This window comes from Kutzneria sp. NPDC051319, assembly GCF_040682195.1.
GTDB lineage: Bacteria > Actinomycetota > Actinomycetes > Mycobacteriales > Pseudonocardiaceae > Kutzneria.
On sequence record NZ_JBFBAM010000014.1, the window covers coordinates 56,352 to 74,609 of the forward strand.

General features: G+C 68.4%; 18 protein-coding genes. 6 read left to right on the forward strand and 12 right to left on the reverse strand.

All coding sequences use genetic code 11. The features are described from left to right. Nucleotides 1–10: 10 nt before the first annotated feature. On the reverse strand, nucleotides 11–550 hold the full coding sequence (locus tag AB0M73_RS16735; protein WP_363891493.1) for a DUF5994 family protein: 540 nt from the start codon (nucleotides 548–550) through the stop codon (nucleotides 11–13). Nucleotides 551–798: 248 nt separating this feature from the next. Here AB0M73_RS16735 and AB0M73_RS16740 point away from each other — a divergent pair, with 248 nt between their 5' ends. The 3 genes from AB0M73_RS16740 (at nucleotide 799) to AB0M73_RS16750 (ending at nucleotide 2,885) form a co-directional block, all read left to right on the forward strand. Continuing rightward, nucleotides 799–945, forward strand: a complete 147-nt coding sequence (locus AB0M73_RS16740; RefSeq protein WP_363891494.1) for a DUF6307 family protein — start codon at nucleotides 799–801, stop codon at nucleotides 943–945. Nucleotides 946–1,361: 416 nt separating this feature from the next. Further along, a complete protein-coding gene (locus AB0M73_RS16745; RefSeq protein WP_363891495.1) occupies nucleotides 1,362–2,474 on the forward strand; it encodes an integrase core domain-containing protein in 1,113 nt (370 codons plus the stop codon). A 9-nt stretch (nucleotides 2,475–2,483) separates the two neighbouring features. Further along, nucleotides 2,484–2,885 carry an integrase core domain-containing protein gene (locus tag AB0M73_RS16750; protein ID WP_363891496.1) on the forward strand — a complete coding sequence of 134 codons (402 nt, stop codon included), beginning with the start codon at nucleotides 2,484–2,486 and terminating at the stop codon, nucleotides 2,883–2,885. Between the two features lie 149 nt (nucleotides 2,886–3,034). Here AB0M73_RS16750 and AB0M73_RS16755 read toward each other — a convergent pair whose 3' ends face one another. The 8 genes from AB0M73_RS16755 to AB0M73_RS16790 all read right to left on the reverse strand — a co-directional run bounded on the left by AB0M73_RS16755 (nucleotide 3,035) and on the right by AB0M73_RS16790 (nucleotide 11,052). Beyond that, nucleotides 3,035–3,748 carry a cupin domain-containing protein gene (locus tag AB0M73_RS16755; protein WP_363891497.1) on the reverse strand — a complete coding sequence of 238 codons (714 nt, stop codon included), beginning with the start codon at nucleotides 3,746–3,748 and terminating at the stop codon, nucleotides 3,035–3,037. Next, nucleotides 3,742–4,644: a PmoA family protein gene (locus AB0M73_RS16760; RefSeq protein WP_363891498.1), complete on the reverse strand. Its 903-nt coding sequence runs from the start codon at nucleotides 4,642–4,644 to the stop codon at nucleotides 3,742–3,744. Before AB0M73_RS16760 ends, AB0M73_RS16755 begins: the two co-directional genes overlap by 7 nt. Continuing rightward, nucleotides 4,637–5,728 (reverse strand): Gfo/Idh/MocA family oxidoreductase, encoded by a 1,092-nt coding sequence (locus tag AB0M73_RS16765; RefSeq protein WP_363891499.1) that lies wholly within the window; start codon nucleotides 5,726–5,728, stop codon nucleotides 4,637–4,639. The genes AB0M73_RS16760 and AB0M73_RS16765 overlap by 8 nt, the downstream gene beginning before the upstream one ends. Before the next feature lie 15 nt (nucleotides 5,729–5,743). Next, nucleotides 5,744–6,613, reverse strand: a complete 870-nt coding sequence (locus AB0M73_RS16770) for an ABC transporter permease subunit (protein ID WP_363891500.1) — start codon at nucleotides 6,611–6,613, stop codon at nucleotides 5,744–5,746. 2 nt (nucleotides 6,614–6,615) lie between these two features. Next, complete coding sequence (locus tag AB0M73_RS16775) at nucleotides 6,616–7,521, reverse strand: ABC transporter permease subunit (RefSeq protein ID WP_363891501.1); 906 nt, start codon at nucleotides 7,519–7,521, stop codon at nucleotides 6,616–6,618. Then, entirely contained in the window at nucleotides 7,518–8,606 is a 1,089-nt protein-coding gene (locus AB0M73_RS16780; protein WP_363891502.1) for an ABC transporter ATP-binding protein, read from the reverse strand. The genes AB0M73_RS16775 and AB0M73_RS16780 overlap by 4 nt, the downstream gene beginning before the upstream one ends. A gap of 45 nt (nucleotides 8,607–8,651) precedes the next feature. Continuing rightward, complete coding sequence (locus AB0M73_RS16785; RefSeq protein ID WP_363891503.1) at nucleotides 8,652–9,854, reverse strand: extracellular solute-binding protein; 1,203 nt, start codon at nucleotides 9,852–9,854, stop codon at nucleotides 8,652–8,654. 181 nt (nucleotides 9,855–10,035) lie between these two features. Further along, a complete protein-coding gene (locus tag AB0M73_RS16790) occupies nucleotides 10,036–11,052 on the reverse strand; it encodes a LacI family DNA-binding transcriptional regulator (RefSeq protein ID WP_363891504.1) in 1,017 nt (338 codons plus the stop codon). Nucleotides 11,053–11,505: 453 nt separating this feature from the next. Here AB0M73_RS16790 and AB0M73_RS16795 point away from each other — a divergent pair, with 453 nt between their 5' ends. Together AB0M73_RS16795 and AB0M73_RS16800 are read left to right on the forward strand one after the other, a co-directional pair. Further along, nucleotides 11,506–11,802, forward strand: coding sequence for a hypothetical protein (locus tag AB0M73_RS16795; protein ID WP_363891505.1), 297 nt, complete (start codon nucleotides 11,506–11,508; stop codon nucleotides 11,800–11,802). A 42-nt stretch (nucleotides 11,803–11,844) separates the two neighbouring features. Continuing rightward, on the forward strand, nucleotides 11,845–12,987 hold the full coding sequence (locus AB0M73_RS16800) for a right-handed parallel beta-helix repeat-containing protein (protein ID WP_363891506.1): 1,143 nt from the start codon (nucleotides 11,845–11,847) through the stop codon (nucleotides 12,985–12,987). A gap of 43 nt (nucleotides 12,988–13,030) precedes the next feature. Here AB0M73_RS16800 and AB0M73_RS16805 read toward each other — a convergent pair whose 3' ends face one another. Together AB0M73_RS16805 and AB0M73_RS16810 are read right to left on the reverse strand one after the other, a co-directional pair. Continuing rightward, nucleotides 13,031–14,077 carry a LacI family DNA-binding transcriptional regulator gene (locus AB0M73_RS16805; protein ID WP_363891507.1) on the reverse strand — a complete coding sequence of 349 codons (1,047 nt, stop codon included), beginning with the start codon at nucleotides 14,075–14,077 and terminating at the stop codon, nucleotides 13,031–13,033. A gap of 2 nt (nucleotides 14,078–14,079) precedes the next feature. Further along, a complete protein-coding gene (locus AB0M73_RS16810) occupies nucleotides 14,080–15,741 on the reverse strand; it encodes a right-handed parallel beta-helix repeat-containing protein (protein ID WP_363891508.1) in 1,662 nt (553 codons plus the stop codon). A 109-nt stretch (nucleotides 15,742–15,850) separates the two neighbouring features. Between AB0M73_RS16810 and AB0M73_RS16815 the strand changes: the two genes are divergently transcribed. Further along, nucleotides 15,851–16,918: a LacI family DNA-binding transcriptional regulator gene (locus AB0M73_RS16815; RefSeq protein ID WP_363891509.1), complete on the forward strand. Its 1,068-nt coding sequence runs from the start codon at nucleotides 15,851–15,853 to the stop codon at nucleotides 16,916–16,918. On the opposite strand, the gene AB0M73_RS16820 is transcribed toward AB0M73_RS16815, so the two are convergent. Continuing rightward, nucleotides 16,893–18,248 (reverse strand): SGNH/GDSL hydrolase family protein, encoded by a 1,356-nt coding sequence (locus tag AB0M73_RS16820; protein ID WP_363891510.1) that lies wholly within the window; start codon nucleotides 18,246–18,248, stop codon nucleotides 16,893–16,895. The two genes, AB0M73_RS16815 and AB0M73_RS16820, sit on opposite strands and share 26 nt — an antisense overlap. Nucleotides 18,249–18,258: the final 10 nt, after the last annotated feature.

Below are 18,258 nucleotides of genomic sequence, written 5' to 3' on the forward strand. Positions count from 1 at the left end.
CGGCGGCACTCTAGCTCCGCCGGCCAACGCGACCCCCGTCGCCCTCCCAGCGGTCCTCGGCATCGTCGGCAGCCACACGAGGGTCAGGGATCGGTTTACCGGCCAGGACACGAGACGCGGCCAGGATCGTCGCCGGGCTATCGGCGTTGTCGCGTCGACCAGCGGCCATCACCGCGTCATGGCCGGCGGCCTCGGACGCCTCCGGCGGGATCACCAGCAGACTGACGCGCCGCCCGTCCAGCCCGCGCACGTGTACAATGTCTTTGTCCTGGAAGTGGAATCCGTCCAACCGGACGCGCCGACCATCGACCTCGACACAACGCGGCGTCGAGCCCCAGGAGGTCATGGCGAACGCCATCCGATGCACCGGTCCCAGCCGGACGTCCAGCGCCGCGGCCAGCGCGGGCAGTTCCGTGGCCAGATCTCGGGACCGGGGCCACCAGCCGCCATCGACGTGGCCGGTGGTCGGCGCTTGGGGTTTGAGACTCAACCGAAGCGGCTGCGGCCGTATCGGCGCGGGGCTGACGTGAATGTGTGGGCCCGACAACATGTCGGTGCTCCTGTACTCGATCGCTTGGCGACCGTTGTGTGATGTGCCGAGGACGGTGCCGGCGTGACTGCCGACGCGCGAGGTGCTCTCGGTACCACCTAGACTACGCCGCCTTCCACCTCGCGCACTTCCACGCGTGGGTGTCGATGGGCGTAGCATCACGGATGACGCCGTATCGACATCGAATAGTCCGGCCAGGAAGTCACCAGGTCAGGATCCGAGGGCGTGAGCAGTCCAGAGGAAGTCTCATGAGCCAGACGTACGATCAACGGCGCACGACCGTGGAACAGGCCCTGCTGGCCGAGAAGGTCGACCCCGGCAAGGGAAAGATGCTCTCAGACCTGGCAGCCAAGGTGCTCGACGCGCTCGACCGCATCAAGGAAGACGTGCGATAGCCGACGAGCCAAGGGTCACCTACCACGGTAGCGCAGCCAGATCGACATCTCCGCCCGGCTGATCTCGGCCTCGGTCGGGCACGGCGACGTGCGCTGGATCCGGCCGCAGCGGGAGCCCGCGCCACGTCCGCCGGCCGAGTGTCCCGTCCCGGTCGTCAAGGCGATTTCGCCAGCCGATCCGACGCCAAGGCCCACTCGCCAGGCTTGGATGTCAAGGATCCGGACACGATGACGTCCCCGTTTCGAGGTGCCAGTCCCCACCCGGCCACACCCGGAACCGAGGCGCCGTCATGCTCTTCCCCATCGTGCTCGCGCCGTTGCCGTAGCCGAGCAAGCGCCGGAATCTCACCTTGTACGTGCCGGAAAGTACGTCCGTGCAGGTCACAGCCATCGGTCGTGGCTGGTAGCCGTCCGGCATGATCCGGCTCGTGCTGATCCGCTTCGCCTATCTCGCCGTCGCCCACGCCTTCGCCGCGCTGCGGCTACTGCCCATGAGCGACCGCGAGAAGGACGTCGAGATCCTCGCTCTACGCCACCAACTGACCGTCTTGCAACGACAACTCGGCGACCAACGCCCACAACTCCGACCCGAGGACAGAGCGTTCCTCGCAGCACTCTTCACGCCGCTGGCCCGCGCAACTCTGCGCCGACTCCGACTGCTGGTCAGCCCGGACACGGTGCTGCGGTGGCATCGTGACGTGGTGAAGCGTCGCCACGCCCGCGCGAGCCGGCGTCGAAGGCCTGGACGTCCGCGCACCGTGGCCTCGGTCCGCCGCCTCGTCCTGCGCCTGGCGGCCGAGAACCCATCCCGGGGCTACCGACGCATCCACGGCGAACTCGCCCTCCTCGGCGTCGCCGTCGCCGCGTCAACCGTATGGGAGATCCTCAAGTCAGCCGGCATCGAGCCGTCCCCGCAGCGCGCGACCGTGACCTGGACTGCCTTCCTACGCTCCCAGGCCGAGGCGATCCTGGCGATCGACTTCATCGAAACCATCACCTTGATTGGGCAGCGCCAGTACATCCTCGCCGCCATCCACCACGCCGGCCGACGCGCGCGCATTCTCGGCGTCACCGCGCACCCGACGCATGCCTCGGTGACCCAGGCCGTCCGCAACTTGCTCATGGACCTTGAGGACGCCGGAAGCCTCACGCAGATCAGGTTCCTCATTCGCGACCGCGACGCCAAGTACCCCACGCTGATCGGCGAGATCCTCAGCGAGGTGGGGATCACCACGGTGCTGACCGCTGTCCGGACGCCCCGCATGAACTCGATCATGGAGCGCTGGGTAAAGACTCTGCGTACCGAACTGCTGGACCGCATGCTGATCTGGAACGAAGCCCACCTTCGGCATGCGCTTCACGAGTACCAACGCCACTACAACGTGCACCGGACTCATCGATCACTCGCGGCAGCAGCACCGTTGCAGGCCCCGCCCGAGGCCCTCGAGGCTGAACGGATCGATCGCCTCACCGTACGTCGACAAGATCGTCTTGGTGGAGTCATCCACGAGTATCGATCTGCCGCTTGACCTGCACGGATGGTGTTTTCGGCACGTACAGCCTGCTGGCCGCCGCCCCGCTGCTTCGGTGATCGGGTCGACGAGTTCCGGTTTCTCGTCCGCGACCGGGCTGGCCAGTTCGCGGCCTCGTTCGACGCCGTTCTGGCCGACGTGGGCATCACGACGGTCAAGATCCCGCCGCGCTGCCCACGGGCGAACTACTACGCCGAACGCTTCGTGCTCACCGCCAGAGCCGAGCTCACCGACCGCATGCTGATCCTGGGCCAGCAGCATCTCAACGCCGTGCTCGCCGAGTACATCCGGCACTACCACGGTCGACGGCCGCACCGGTCCTGCGAGCTCCGCCCACCCCGGGCGACCTACCCCGTGGCGAACCTGAATCCCAGCGGATCAAACGACAGCGACTCCTCGGAGGCCTGATCAACGAGTACGAACGAGCCGCGTGAAACTACCGGTCAACGCCGGTGACAGACTTTTGGAACCCCACAGGCGACGGCACGCCGGCCCGGTTCTCCCCGCCGCGGTGTAAAACGTCCACTCAGGCGCGCGAACAACATCTCTTCGAAAGCTCAGTCATGCGGCGACATTCCGGCCGAGGCATCGTAGACATCGAGCCGGCCGCACATGCCGAGTCGCTGTGCGGTCGGTGGGGCCAGGACATGGATGTCGGCCTCGGCGAGATGAGTGAGGTCCCCGGCGCCAAGGCTGGCCAGGTGCTCCCCCGTCGCGTGCGCCGCTGCCAACGCACCTGCGCGCCACCGCCGCTCCCAGTCGGCGAACGAGCCGCGCTTCAACCGGACAGCCGCCTGGTAGAACTCGCTGAGCGCGGCACTGTTGCCGTGGTCGATCTGTCCGCGCAGTTCGAGGAACCCCTCGATCGCCCGGTCCCGACGCCGGAGCGCGGCCTGTTCATCGTCGGCGGCCGCGGCGTCGGCGTACGCGCTCGGGTCGGCGAGCGTGTCGGGCGGGAACGTGAACACCGCGTCGCCGGCTTCCGGCAGGCCGCTGTTCTGCATGACGACCACGATCCGCAGACCGTTGTCGTTGACCAGCCGGTGGATCGTGCCTGGGGTGAACCAGGCGACGGTCCCGGCCCGCAGCGGCGTCTCGGCGAAGCCGCGAGGGGTCAGCGTCTGCACTCGGCCGACGCCGGCCACGACCACATAGCACTCGGCACAGGTCAGGTGGACGTGCGGCGATCCGCCGCACACCCCGTCCGCCGTCGGCCAGTCGTAGACGTCCAGTCCCGACACGCCGACCGCACCCGGCAACGGCGTCACCATGGATGACCCTCCACATAGGACTCGATCCGCGTGCGGTCCCAAGCTCCGGTCGCGACGACGACGCGGTAGCGCAGGCTCAGCTTCTCCCCCGGCGCCAGCTCAAGCGGGTCGAAGAAGGCGAACGACGGGTTCACCGCCGGAAACGGGGTCTCACGCACGAACCAGCGGGTGACCCCGTTGTCGGGGTGGTCGAGGAACAGCAGGGTGGACGAGCGATCCACCTCGTCGTGGTGCCCGACATAGGCGAGCCACGCCGCCTCCTTGCCCATCAGGTCCGGACCGGCCTGCCCGTCCGCCGCGATGATCTCACCGTCGGTGAACTCCCTCGGCCCGCGCCAGAACAGACCGGTGTACCCGGCCAGGTCCCGCCCGTTGGTCGTCGGGCTGCCGAAGACGAGCGGCTCGCCGCGCACGTTCGTCAGCTCGGTGGTGAACAGCAGCGCCCAGGACTCGCCGTCGATATCCTGGACGGCGAACTCTCGCACCTCGTCCACCCAGTGCTCGCCGGCCTGGGTGTGCCAGGTCAGCCTTTCCGTGAAGGCGACACAATCCGACGTGGTGTCGATCACGACGAGTTCCTCGGATCGCATGGCGCCGACGTTCGGCAGATCGACATAGCCTTTGTCGCGCACGTAGGTGACGCCGCCCCAGAAGTTCTGACCAGAGACATCGGTGGCGGTCATCTGGATTCCCTTGTGCCACCGGTGGTCGTGCGGCCGATAGGCCGTGACGACGTCACCCACCAGCGTGCGCACCGGATGCAGGTACGGCTTCGGGCCCTCGAACGGCGTCGTCACCGGCCGGCACACATAGCGGAACAGCTCCACGTCCCCCACACGCACGGCCAGGAAGCCCCCGGCCTGCACGATTCGCGGATTCATCGGACCGTCAGGCATGCACGTTCTCCTCGCGCCCGCTCATGGAGTGGTAGAAGGGGTTTTCCCGCGTGATCTGGTCCGGGGTGACGGGTTCTCCAGTGGCCGCCGACGCGTAGAGCGCCGCGATGAACGCGAGGACCCGGCGGCCGTCGTCGCCGCTGGCCGCGGGTCGGCGGCCGTGGCGTAGGTCAGCGAGCAGGGGTCGCAGTTGTGCCGCATGGCTGCTGGCGTCATTGTCCTCGGGTGCGCCGAGCGCGGCGGGGGTGTCGTCGGCGCGATGCGGGCTGGGCGTCCAGCGCCAGTTGCTGTTGTCGTAGCCGTAGAGGTGACTCAGCTCGACGGTGGCTTCGGGAAAGTCGATGCGCAGATAACTGGTCTCGCGCGGGGAAAGGACGCTGTTGACCATGGCGGTCATGGCGCCGGACGCGAAGCGCACGATGGCCATGGAGACGTCTTCGGTCTCGATGTCGCGGGCCAGCGTGCCAGTCGCGGCGCGCACCTCCGTCCACTCGCCCATGAGCGCGAGCATCAAGTCCATCTGGTGGATGCCGTGGCCCATGGTCGGGCCGCCGCCCTCGGTGCTCCACCGGCCGCGCCACGGCACCTGGTAGTAGGCATCGTCGCGGTACCACAGGGTGTGGCACACCCCGACCAGCGGAGTGCCGAGCCGGCCGGAGCGGATGTGCTCGCGCAGCGCCCGGGCACCGGAGCCGAAGCGGTGTTGGAAGACGTACGAGACGTACGGCCCGCCGACCGCCTCGTGCGCCGAGATCTCGTCGTATTCGGCGAGCGAGAGCACCGGCGGCTTTTCGCACCACACCCACGCGCCCGCGTCGAGGCAGGCGACGACGGCGTCGCGATGGGCGACCGGCGGGGTGCAGACGACCGCCAGATCAGGCGCGACCTCGCGCAGCATCTGGTCCAGATCGTCGTAGGCGGCGGGGATCTGCCACCGTTCGGCCACGGCGCGGGCCCGGTCGAGATCGACATCGACGACCGCGCGCACCCGGGTCTCGGTACCCTGGGCACGGATGGCGGGTAAGTGGCTGCCCTCGGCGATGCTGCCGGCGCCGATGATCGCCATACTGACGGGGTCGGTCATATTGGTCCAATCGGGTCAGATGGTGTGGCGGGCCGGCTGGGCGAGGGTCTGGGCGGGATTGGCGAACCACAGGCTGATCATCAGGCCCAGCAGCGCGATGGCCATGTAGAACACGGTCATCGCGGCCGTGAGACCGGCTGGCGGGCCACCAGGGTCGGACAGGGCGCCGAAGATGGTCACCACCAGGGTCTGGGTCTGTGCGCCGGAGACGAAGAAGGTCAGCTCGAACGAACCGAGCACCCGCACCAGACTGAGCACGCCGGCCGCGACGATGCCGGGCACCAGCAGCGGCACCAGGACCCGGGTGAACAGCCGCAGGTTGTCGGCGCCGAAGACCTTGGCGGCGTGTTCGACGTCGGGCGAGATCTGTTCGACGAACGGCACGGTGATCAGGATGACCAGCGGGAGGATCGGCACGAGGTTGACCAGGATCACCGACAGCAGGGTGCCGCCGATGCCGAGCCGGTACATCAGCGCCGCGATCTGCACCGCGTAGGTCAGCGGCGGCAGGATCACCGGCAGCAGGGCGAACAGCATGATCACGTTGCGGCCGGGGAACTTCTTGCGCGCCAGCACATATCCGGCGGGCACCCCGGCCAGTAGGGCGATGGCGACGTCCGCGACGGCGACCTCGAAGGTGACGCCGATCGAGTTGGCCAGGCCCGGGGTGTCCCACGCCTTCCGGAACCAGGACAGCGTGTAGCCACTGGGCAGCCAACTCCCGCCCCACGATGTGGACAGTGCCGTGACGATCACCGACGCGAGCACCGCGAGCAGGGTCGCCGCGAACAGCCCGGCCAGTGTCCACGTCAGGACAGCCGTGACGGTGACGCGGCGGCGCGCGAACCTCGACGCGGCCGGCGCCGCGAATGTCGTGCTGGCCATGATCATCCCTTCCCGCCGGTGGCCGAACCCGTGAACAGCCGGCCGCGCACGGCCACGGCGAGGCCCAGGATCACCAGCTCGATCACGGTGAGCACGACGGCGATGGCCGAGGCCTGGGTGTAGTCCGAGTTCTGCGACGCGGCCTGGTAGATCGGGATGGTCAGCACGTGGGTCTGGTTGTCCGGCTGGCCGACGAGAATGGCCGACGGGAAGATCGCGAACGCTTCCACACAGGCGAGCATGAACGTGGTCAGCAGGCCGGGGGCGGCCAACGGCAGGATGATCCGCCAGAAGCGGGCCGCCCGGCCGGCGCCGAGCGTGGCGGCGGCGTGTTCGAGGGAGCGGTCGATGCCGCCGAAGAATCCCATCAGCAGCAGGAAGGACAGCGGCAGGCTGGTGAGCACGGCCGCGATGAAGGTGCCCCAGTAGTTGTAGAGCAGGTCGGCCGCGCCCAGTCCGATGTCCTTGAGCAGCAGGTTCACCCAGCCGTAGGGCGAGAAGACCCTAGGCATGCCCTGGGCGATCAGGATGCTGCCGAAGGTGATCGGCAGCATCACCACCAGCGTGACCAGCCGGCGGCCGCGGAAATCACGCCGGCACCGGTAGGCCAGCGGCGCGGCGAGCCCGACGCTGACCAGGGCGACCGGCAGTGCCAGGCGCAAGGTCCGCAGCACGGAGCCGAATTGATACGAGTCGCTGAAAAAGCTCGTGTAGTTGGCCAGTGCGCCGCCGCCGGCCTGCGGCTCGAACGAGATGGAGATGCCGTAGAGGAAGGGATAGAGGAACAACCCAGCGATCACGGCCACGGCGGGGACGAGCAGCAGCAGCGAGTAGTCGATGCCCCGCTCGGCCAGCCGGTGGCGAAGCGGTTGGCGCGGTGGGCGGGCGGTGGTGAGCAGCTCGGTCATGGCGCACCGGCCTCGAGTCCGCCGCGGTAGACCAGGATCCGGTCCGGGCGGGCGGTGAGCGCGACGGTGGATCCGGCCATGACCGGCTCGGTGGTCTTCAGGTGCAGCATGCCGCCGGTGGCGGTGCGGGCCTGGACCGACAGTTCGCGTCCGTGGTACTCGACCACTTCGGCGACAGCCTTGATCGCGTTCAGATTCGTCTCCGTGCCGATGGTCAGGTCCTCCGGACGGATCGCGACGGTCACGTCCGCACCGGGATCCAGGCGCCCATCGGAGATCAGGGTTCCGGTCACGGCCGTGCCGAACGCGGTGACCCGTACCTCGCGGCCCGGACCGGGTTCCCGGTAGGCGGCCGGGAACAGGTTGCGGTAGCCCATGAAGCCGGCGACGTACGCGCTGCCCGGGTTGGTGTAGACCTCTTGCGGCGTTCCGGTCTGCTCCAGCCGGCCCTTGCGCAGCACCACCAGCCGGGTGGCGAGCGAGAGCGCTTCCTCCTGGTCGTGCGTGACATACAGGACCGTAAGACCGCGTTCCTGGTAGATCCGCTTGATCTCGGTGCGCAGCTCGACGCGCAGCGCCGCGTCCAAATTGGACAGCGGCTCGTCCATCAGCACCACTTCCGGCTCGATGGCGAGCGCGCGGGCGATCGCGACGCGCTGCTGCTGCCCGCCCGACAACTGCGTGGGCAGCTTGTCAGCGTGGTCCTCCAGCTGCACCGTCCGCAGTGCCGACAGCGCGCGCTCCTGCCGTATCCCGCGCGCCACTTTCCGCATGACCAGTCCGAACTCGACGTTGCGGCGCACGCTCAGGTGCGGGAAGAGCGCGTAGTTCTGGAAAACCATGCCGAAGCCACGCTTCTCGGCCGGCTTGGTGTCAATACGCTCACCGTCGCGCCAGATCGAGCCGCGGGTGAGCGGTTGGAGGCCGGCCAGGCAGGCCAGCGCGGTGGACTTGCCGCACCCCGACGGGCCGAGCAGCGCCACGAAGTCGCCCCGGCCGAGTTCCAGGTCGAAGTCGCTCAGCGCAGGCGGGTTCTTGCCGTAGACGCGAGTGACTCCGCGCAGCGACAGCGTTTCGAATCCCACCCGTGACGTCCCCTGCTTCCGATCAGCTGTGATGATGGCCATCGCTCACCCTCCAGCCTTCGCGCCGACATTGCGCTGCCACAGGCCGAACGCCTGTTGCAGGGCCGAAGGCGGCAGCGGAGTGCGCACGGCGCCGGTCTTGAGCGCGGCCGGGTAGAAGTCCGGGCGGCCCCACTTCTGCACGTACGCGGCCGCCGCGGGCCCGGCGTTGTCGACGGTGACCTGCTGGTTCGCGCTGGTGAGCACGCCCGTGCTCAGCCGCATCGCCTGCGCCTGCGCGGAAACCATGAAGGACTCCAGCTTCAGGTCGACGTAGAGCGTCTGCGGGCTGACCCCGGCCGGGATCATCGCGAAGTGCCCGTCGGTGATCCACTGCTGGTCGGCGAACAGCGTGATGCCGGTGGTCGCCGGATAGGTGCTGGACTGCCGGAAGGACATGTCGTGCGAGATGACCGTCGGAATCATCTGCAGCTGGCCGCTGCCGAACTGCTGGGCCAGCAACGTCGAACTGGTTGGGTAGCTGCTGATGTACTGGCCGAGCTGTTCGAGGTAGGCCCAGGTCTTGCTCCAGCCGTTGGCCGGGTCCGACGGGTTGGCATCGCCCAGCATGTGCGGCAGCGCCTCGATGAACGCCCGCCCGGAGCCGGAGTTGTTCGGGTTGGCGTAGGCGAACTTGCCCGGGTGGGCCTTGGCCCAGGCCAGGATCGCCTCGGGGGTGGTCGGCACCTGTGACGCGTCGAGCATCGCGGCGTTGTAGTCGAGGAACGGCCCGTTCTGGTCGTAGCCGATCAGCAGCCCGTAGCCACCCGACATGTTCTGGAAGCCGGTCCGACCCTGGTCCTGAATGCTCGCCAGGTCCGGCAGGCCGGCCTTCTGCTGGGGGATCTGTCGCAACAGCACGTGTTGTGCCTCGGCGGCGCCGAGCACGTCCGGCCCGCCGAGCACCAGCGAGGTGCTGACCGATCCGCCCAACTGCTGCGCCTTGATCTTCCCGGTCACGTCCGTCCCGGCCGCGGTCTGGTAGTCCACCGCCGAGACCAGATCCGGATTCGCCTTGACGAACGCGTCGATCGCGGCCTGACCACCACCCTTGAGGTCGCCGCCGCCGTCGAGAATGGTCAGCTTGAGCGGGCTGGACGGCTTCTCCGGAGTGATAGCGCCAGCCGAAGTGGAAGACGTCGAAGGGCCGGCCGGGGCGCCACAAGCCGACAACAGGGCAATGGCCACGAATGCGGCGACAACCCCCACGAGCGGTCTCGATCCTCGCAATGCCGTGAAAGAAACGCGGTGGGTCATGGGGGTCCTTCCCGAGCACTTCGATGTGCCGTGCAACGCCGGACGTGACCTGGGCCGATGGCGTACCGGCGAAGATAGTGATCGATCACCCTCAGCGTCAAGAGACGCCAGGTGATCGATCACCCGGGGTTCCCTACCGGGGCGGCGGACCGCTGGAGGCGCGGGGCACCAGGGTGAACAGGCCCTCGACGGCGATCGCCGGCTGCGGCTCGTCGCGGATCAGCGTGATCAGCCGGGCCATGGCCTGGCCGCCGACCGTCTCGCGATCCGAGGCGACGGTGGAGATGCTCGGCAGGAAGTACCTCGTGAACTCCTCGTTGTCCCAGCCGAACACGCTGACGTCCTGCGGCACCCGCACGCCGCGGTCCTGAAAGCCGCGGATCACACCCATGGCCACGTAGTCGTTGGCCGCCAGCACCGCGGTCACCCCGGAATTGACCGGCAGGTCACGGGCGGCCTCGTAACCGGAGGCGACCGACCAGTCGCCTTCGACCACCCCGTAGTTCTCCAGCCCGAGGTCGGCGACCGTCTGCTCGTAGACCTGACGCCGGTTGACCGCCGACGCCCAGTCGTCCGAGCCGGCCACGTGCAGGAACCGCCGGTGCCCGAGCTCGGCGAGGTGGCGCACGATCATCCCGGCGGGCCTCCCGTCGGCCAGCTCCCCCCGCGAGTGCATCTGGTCGTCGTACTCGCCGTAGACGACGATCGGCCGCCGGCCGGCGGCGGCGATCACCTCGTCGCTCAGCGGCGTGAAGGACAGCACCCCTTCGATCTGCTGGCTGTCGAGCAGCGAGAGCGTGCCCTCGGCCCGACGTCTCTCGTCGCCCTCCAGGCCGACGACGTCGGTGATGTACCCGGCGGCACGGGCCGCCGCGGTGGCGCCTTTGAGCACCGGAATCGGCACGAAGGTGGTCAACTCGGGCAGCACGATCGCGATCCGGTTGCTGCGGCGGGTCCGCATCGAGCGGGCGATGAGGTTGGGCTTGTAGTCCAGCTCGGCGACCGCCTTGTCGATCTTCTCCCGGGTCGCCGGCCGCAGGCCGCCCTCGTCGCGCAGGTACCGCGACACCGTCTGGTGCGACACCCCGGCGACTCGAGCGACCTCCCAGATCGTCGCCCTCTTCTTGCCGCTGCCGGGCTCGCCTGCCATGCGTCGACTCCAACCCTGGTGAAATTTTCATCGGGCGCGGGCCGGTGCGGGCGCGCCACGACCATGGTAGGTGATCGATCACGTGCGTTTTGTTGACGCTAAGGTGATCGATCACTATCTTCCGAATCGCAGTCGGCGCGAGTAGCCGCCCATCCGGCCTGCGGCCGACCACGTGCACCAACCTCCGTCCCATGAGGGCCGGCGGGCGATAGGCGACGTACGGCAACTCTCTCGGAAGGCAACACAATGACGTGGACCCTGCCCCGCCGATTGCGCGGGAGCCACCGTGTTCTGATCACCATGAGCGCTATTGCGTTGGCGACAACAGGCGCCTCCATCACCGCGGCCCCCGCGGCAATGGCCGACACCGGCACGACATATTACGTTTCGACGGCCGGGCGCGATTCGAATGCGGGCACCAGCTCGAGTTCACCGTGGGCATCGTTGTCGAAAGTGAACGCGACCACGTTCCATCCCGGCGATCACCTCCTGTTCCAGGCCGGCAGTTCCTGGACCGGCCAGTTGTGGCCGAAGGGCTCCGGCACCGCGGACGCGCGCATCACCATCGGCAGCTACGGATCCGGGGCCAAGCCGTCGTTCGCCGGGGCGGGCAAGGTGCCGGACGCGGTCAAGCTGTGGAACCAGCAGTACTGGACGATCACCGGCATCGACGCGTCCAACTACGCCGGCGGCTCGACCTCGGACCTCAAGGACTTCCGGGCCATCCACGTCGGTGGCGACAACAGCTAGACCCTGTCCGGGTTCACCATCGACGGCGTCAGCGCGCACGACGTGACCGGGGTGGACAACTGGATCGGCGGATCATCGTCGAGCAACCGACCCGGGATCAACTTCCAGATGGGCTGGGACCGGGCGAAGAACACCGGCGGCATCGTGTTCAACACGACCGTGCCGAACATCGCCGCCCCGCCGAGCCGGCCGACGATCCTCAACGACATCCTCATCGAGAACTCGTCGGTCAAGAACACCTCGTGGGGCGGGATCGTGCTCAAGCAGTACTCCGGTGACGCGCCGGGCGCGAAGGCCACCGGCTGGGGCCTGCGCACCACGGCCGCGGACCCGCGGTACATGCCGTTCACCAACGTGACGATCCAGGGCAACTACATCACGCAGGCCGGCACGGCCTACGGCACCAACGGCATGCTCATCGACGCCGTGCGCAACGGGTTGGTGCAGAACAACCTGGTCGACCGGGTCGGCACGTCCGGCATCGAGTTCGACTACTCCGACCAGGTCGTCGCACAGCACAACGAGGTCACCGGGACCACGCGGAAGGGTGGCGGCGGCGACCTCAACGGCCTGGACTTCGACATGGGTGTCACGAACGCGGTGGGCCAGTACAACTACCTGCACAACAACGGCATGGGTTACCTCGCCTGCGCGTGCAACCGCAGCCTCGCGTTCGGCACCGCGACGTTCCGCTACAACGTGGTGGCGAACAACTCGATCAACCAGATCCACCTCGACAGCACCACGGGCGCCACGAACTACATCTACAACAACACCCTGTACAACACCGCCTCGCTGCTGGTTGACGGGTACGGCACGACCACGATGACGAACAGCATCTTCTACACCACCCACGCCCACGCCACGATGACCAGCACCGGTGTGACCTACCGCAACAACCTCTACGGCGGCACCAGCCCGTCCATCCCGGCCGGCGAGAGCCACGCCATCACCGGCAATCCCCAGTTCGCCGACGCGACCGCGGGCGGCACCGGGACCCAGGCGACGGGACCCGATCTGAAGGCCGGGCTCAACTGGCTGATCGCGGCCGGCTCGCCGGCCGTTCGGGCCGGCATCGGCATCGCGAACAACGGCGGCATCGACTACAACGGCGCCCCGATCCCGACCGTCCCGGACATCGGCGCCCTCCAGCACCGCTCCGCCAGCACGCGCGGTCTTCGGTGACGAGCTTCGGCGACTGACGTGCGGCACGCGCTGCCCCGGGCGGTCAACCGCTCGGGGCAGGCCGCTCCACGGTGCTGTTGCGAACCACCAGACGTCCTTCGACGGTCACGTGGGTGACCGCACCGGGTTCGCCCAGCGCGAGCCGAATCGCCTCGGCCCCGGCGTACGCGATCGGCAACGCCATCGTGGTGAGCCGCGGCGTGACATTGACCGCCGGCCCGATGTCGTCGAACCCGGTCAACGACACGTCCTCCGGCACGGCCACGCGGGCCTGGCGCAGCGCCCGGAGCGCGCCGACGGCGATCAGGTCGTTGGCCGCCATGATCGCGTCGATCCCGCGCCGGCCTTCGGCGACGAGCCGTTGCGCCGCCTCAAACCCGCCTTCCCTGCTCATCATCGCGCAGTGCACGATCCGCACGTCGGCCTCGGCGACGCCGCCGGCCCGGAGGCCTTCGACGAACCCAACGGTCCTGGCCGTCGCGGCGGCCTGGCCGCGAACGCCGGCGATGATCGCGACCCGCCGGTGCCCCGACTCGGCCACGTAGCGGCCGAGCCGCCGGGCCGCTTGGTGGTTGTCGAATCCGACCGAGTGGAACGGCAGGTCCGTGTCACCGACGACCACCACCCGGCCCCCGTCCTGCTCATAGGCGCGCAGTTCCGCGAGCAGCCGGCCGGACAGGGCATCGCCATCGACCCGGCCAGAGGTGAGCACCAGCGCCCGCGGTCGCAGCGCCCGAACCCGGCGGATGGTCTCCAGTTGACGTGCGGGGTCGCCGCGGGTCGCCGAGATGGTGACGAACGCGCCGGTCGTGCGGGCCCGTCTTTCCATCTCGGCCACCATGATGGCCATCGACGGCGTCGTGAGGTCGTCCACGACGAGCGCCAGCGAGTCGCTCATCCCCCGCATCGCCCGGGCCGACGCGTCCGCCGTGTAGCGCAACCGCTCGGCCGCGGCCAGGACGCGCTTGCGCAGTCCCGGCGCGACGGTCCGTGAGCTGCCTCCCAGCACGCGCGACGCGGTCGCCAGCGACACCCCGGCCGCCGCCGCCACGTCGTGCAGCGTCACCGTTTGCCGGGCCGGATGTGGCATCCCTACCCCACTTCGAACGCGCCGATGTCCGGTTTCCCGTTGTACAGCGGTGTCCCCGCGTAGTCGCGGCCACCGTTGCCGCCGATCACGACTCCCCGGTTGATGGCGGGCGACCCGGAACGGACCCGCAGACCGTACGCCGCGATGAGCCGCGGCCCGGAATCCGGTGTGCCCACCGTCCAATCCGGCGAACCGGTGAACTGCGGATCCGCGCGGACGGCGTGCGTGTCGCCGGAGGGCACCGGCAGGGAGGCGCCGCCGTACAGGTTGTTGTCGTACCGGACCGTCGAACTGGTGGTGAGGGACGCCCCGGCCACCGTGGAATAGATGACGTTGTCGGTGATGTCGTACGACGACGTGAGGGACGTGCCGTAGCCGTAGATCGCGTACTTGCTGCGATCGGTGTAGATCGTGTTGTTGTGCACCTTGGCCTTGGCGGCCTTGTCGGAGTGCAGATAGACCTGGTACCTGGTGTTGCCCGCGATCACGTTGTAGCGCAGCACGACGTCACCGAACGAGAACTGGCACAGCAGGATGCCGTCGCCGTTGCCGTGCGACCAGTTGTACTGGATGACCACCCCGGTGGTGCCCTTGTCGGCGTCGATGCCGTTGGAGTCCGCGCCGCCCGCCTTCGGCTTGGTCTCGGCGACCTCGTTGGACTGGATGGTCACGTCGTCGGCGAAGTAGGTCTCGATACCGGAAGTGCCGGCCCGGTAGATGACGTTGTGATCGACCATCGCGTGCCTGACGTCGGTGATGTACACGCCGTTGCATCCGTAGGCGGTGCCCGCCTGGCTGATGTAGTTGCCGCGGATGACCACGTTGTTGTGCGGGGCGAACTTGGTGTCGGTCGCGCTCGTGCGGTTTCCCCAGCCGGTGGCCACAGCGCCGGCGGCGGAGCCGGTGTACTGCTTGATCACGATGCCCGCGAACGACGTGTTGGCGATGACGGAGTTCTGGATGGTGATGTCGTTCAACACCGTCGCGGTGGCCGTGGGCGCGTGGATGTTGGCCACCGTGGTGTCGAAGACGATGCCGCCGGTCCTTTTGGAGGCATCCCAGCCCATCTTGAAGTGGATCCCCGGCGCGTTGCCCGACGTGTCACCGCTGATCCAGTTCACTTCGCCGGTCACGTCGTGGACATTCACCGCGTCGACGACGAAGCCGTGCAGCTGCCGGCCGTTGTCGCCGGTGACGTGGATCCCCCGCAGGTCCTTGAGGTTCGCCCCCGGTGTGCCGGTCGAGGGCGCCTGGTTGGTCACCTCCAGGTGCCGCACCGTCCAGAACTCCTGGTCTGCGAGCCGTACGGTGTCGTCGACCAGGCCCCCGCCGTCGATCCGCGGGTTCGCGCCGCCGCCGTACCTGTCGATGGTGATGGGCGAACCCGACGCGCCAGAGCCCTTCGGCCACAGCTGCCCGCTCCACCGGCCTCCGGCCCGCAGCAGTATCTGGTCCCCGGGATGGAAGTTCGCCCGGTTGACCCGCGCGAGGCTGCGCCACGCGTGCGTGCTGTCCACACCGGAGGCATTGTCGTCACCCTGCGAGGCGTCGACGTAGTAACTCACACCGGCCGCGAAGCCGTGCGCGGGTGCGGCGAGGACTACCTGCGACGAGGCGGCGAGCGCTGCGGCCGCGACCAACCCGAGCCTGAAGACACGTAACACGTGCCACTCCTCACGCCATCGTGAAGCCACTGTCGGAAAACGCATTCCAGCACGTATCGTCAATACCCACAAGAACATGGCGGATCGATCGAAACGAGTGCGCCGACCCATGACCGAGCAACGCAGCGACTCCTCCCCCACGCTGCGGGACGTTGCCGTGGTGGCCGGCGTCTCCCCGGCCACCGCGTCGCGTGCGCTCAACGGCAGCACGCGCAACGTCGGCGAGGAGAAACTTTCACGCGTGCTGCAGGCCGCCGCGAAGCTCGGGTACGTGCCGAACCTGTCGGCCCAGGCCACCGCAAGGGGGTCGACGAAGATGGTCGCGCTGGTCGTGCACGACATCGCCGACCCGTACTTCTCCGCCATCGCCTCGGGGGCCATCGAAGGCGCCGAGGCCGCCGGCCTGACCGTGACCATGGCGGTCACCGACCGGTCGCCGGACCGGGAGCTGGAGATCGTCTCGACGTTGCGCGGCCACCGGCCGCACGCGATCATTCTCGCGGGCAGCCGGATCGGTGACGACCAGGACGCCCTGGTCGAGGAACTGCGCGCGTACAAGGCCGCTGGCGGGCGCGTGGCCGTGGTGAGCCAACCGGGCCTGCCGTACGGCACCGTCACGATCGACAATCACCGCGCCGCCGAGGACCTGGCGCGCGCACTGGTAGCGCACGGGTACCGCCGGTTCGCCGTGCTGCGAGGGCCGGATGACCTCCGTACCTCTCGCGACCGCTCGGACGGGTTCGTCGCCGGCCTCGCCCAGGCGGGCATCGACGTGGAAGCCATGGTCGAGACGGACTTCACCGAGGACGGTGGACACCTGGCCATGACCGAGCTGCTCAGCCGCGGCCTGGGCGGCGTCGACCTGGTGTTCGCGGTCAACGACGTGATGGCGATAGGCGCGATGCGAGCACTGCGCGACGCGGATCTGGTGCCGGGACGCGATCTCGCCGTCGCCGGCTTCGACGACATCAGCGCCGCCACCGACGTGCATCCGGCCCTGACCACCGTCCAGGTGCCCATGCGGGCCATGGGCCGGCACGTGATCGACCTCGCCCTGGCCGAAAGCGACCAGGGCGAGGTCGTGTGGCTGCCGACGAGCGTCGTCCTCCGGGACAGCACCCCTCGACGCACGAGTGCGCCGAGGGGCAACGTCACGCCCGGATCAGTGCGCCGGTGAGCTCCGGGACGTAGAAGTCGGTGATGCCGGCGATGTTGGGATGCGTGCCGGTGCCGCCCGTGCCGGGATAGCCGTTGACCAAGCCGCTGAAGGTGTAGGCCACCCGCTGGCCATCGACGCGGGTGTCCAAAGTGGTGTCGTTGAAGACGTCCGCGACCGTGACGCCCCACTTCTGGCAGATCTGCAGCGTCACCGAGCGCAGGGCCAGTTGCGTGTTCCAGTCGCGCGAGCCGAGCTTGTGCACGGCGACGTACACGATCCGCGTGGTCGGCCACTTGGTCCGCATGGCGGAGATGGTGGTCTCCAGAGAGCCCGCGTAGGTGGAGTTGTCGAACTTGGCCGGATCCGTCCCGGGAGCCATCGTGCCGACCTTGAACCGCTTGTTGTAGACCAGGTCGGCGTCATTGGTGCCGCCGTTGAACACCACGTAGTCGGGCGCCTTCGAGGCGGCCCGCTGCACCTGCGTGAGGATCTGGTTCGAGCTGGGGCCGATCGACGCGCCGTTCACGGCGTACTTGGTCAGATTCATCGACTCGCGTTCGGCTGTGAAGTTCACGAAACCGCGCGGGTAGACGTGGCCGTAGACGATGCTGTCGCCGAACGCGTACATCGACTTGCCCTTCAGCCGCCCGTTCGCCGCGTTCGCCGGCACGCTCAGGCGGACATTGTCGATGGATTGCACACCGGTTCCGTTGTAGTCGCAGGCGACGAGCTTCGCCAGGTTCTTTCCGGTCACGGCGGCCGTGCCGGAGGTCATGACCTTGGCGGCGGTCTCCTTGGTGGCGATCGTGTACTGCACCCGTTGCAGAGTGAAGTCGAGGTGCAGGTTCACCGTGTACCACTTGGCGCGGTCGAAGGCGGTTCTGGTCCAACTCGGGTCGAGCGAGTCGGGGGCGGACTTCGAATCGGACACCGGGCCGGTCAGGCCGTACCGCAGCTCGGCGGACGTGCCGGCCAGCGCGAACACGAGATTGCCCTGGCTGTCACGGAATTCGAGGCCTGTCGCGGACGTGCTGCTGGCGGCCGCCGTCTTCCAGTCGAAGCTCAGATCGAGGGTTCGTTGCTGGGTGACGGCCACGTCGAACGCCTTGACCGACGTGGTGTGGCTGCTCATCCCGGTGGTGACGTTCAGGACGCCGTTGGCCACCGCGGCGCCGGTGGGGAAACCGAAGTTGGCCGGGGTCGTCTGGGTGCTGAACGTCTCGTCGATGAGCACGCCGGTCGCGGCGGAGGCCGCCGCCGCGGGCGCGATCAGGGTCGCCGCCGCGGCGGCGATGGTCGCGACGGCCTTGGGCCAGAGCAATCGGCGAACTCGGCGGTCGGCGTGCATGCGGGCTCCC

Coding starts and splice junctions, on each gene's coding strand:
- AB0M73_RS16735 (WP_363891493.1), bottom strand. CDS start 550: ATGTTGTCGGGCCCACACATTCACGTCAGCCCCGCGCCGATACGGCCG.
- AB0M73_RS16740 (WP_363891494.1), top strand. CDS start 799: ATGAGCCAGACGTACGATCAACGGCGCACGACCGTGGAACAGGCCCTG.
- AB0M73_RS16745 (WP_363891495.1), top strand. CDS start 1,362: ATGATCCGGCTCGTGCTGATCCGCTTCGCCTATCTCGCCGTCGCCCAC.
- AB0M73_RS16750 (WP_363891496.1), top strand. CDS start 2,484: ATGGTGTTTTCGGCACGTACAGCCTGCTGGCCGCCGCCCCGCTGCTTC.
- AB0M73_RS16755 (WP_363891497.1), bottom strand. CDS start 3,748: ATGGTGACGCCGTTGCCGGGTGCGGTCGGCGTGTCGGGACTGGACGTC.
- AB0M73_RS16760 (WP_363891498.1), bottom strand. CDS start 4,644: ATGCCTGACGGTCCGATGAATCCGCGAATCGTGCAGGCCGGGGGCTTC.
- AB0M73_RS16765 (WP_363891499.1), bottom strand. CDS start 5,728: ATGACCGACCCCGTCAGTATGGCGATCATCGGCGCCGGCAGCATCGCC.
- AB0M73_RS16770 (WP_363891500.1), bottom strand. CDS start 6,613: ATGGCCAGCACGACATTCGCGGCGCCGGCCGCGTCGAGGTTCGCGCGC.
- AB0M73_RS16775 (WP_363891501.1), bottom strand. CDS start 7,521: ATGACCGAGCTGCTCACCACCGCCCGCCCACCGCGCCAACCGCTTCGC.
- AB0M73_RS16790 (WP_363891504.1), bottom strand. CDS start 11,052: ATGGCAGGCGAGCCCGGCAGCGGCAAGAAGAGGGCGACGATCTGGGAG.
- AB0M73_RS16805 (WP_363891507.1), bottom strand. CDS start 14,077: ATGCCACATCCGGCCCGGCAAACGGTGACGCTGCACGACGTGGCGGCG.
- AB0M73_RS16815 (WP_363891509.1), top strand. CDS start 15,851: ATGACCGAGCAACGCAGCGACTCCTCCCCCACGCTGCGGGACGTTGCC.
- AB0M73_RS16820 (WP_363891510.1), bottom strand. CDS start 18,248: ATGCACGCCGACCGCCGAGTTCGCCGATTGCTCTGGCCCAAGGCCGTC.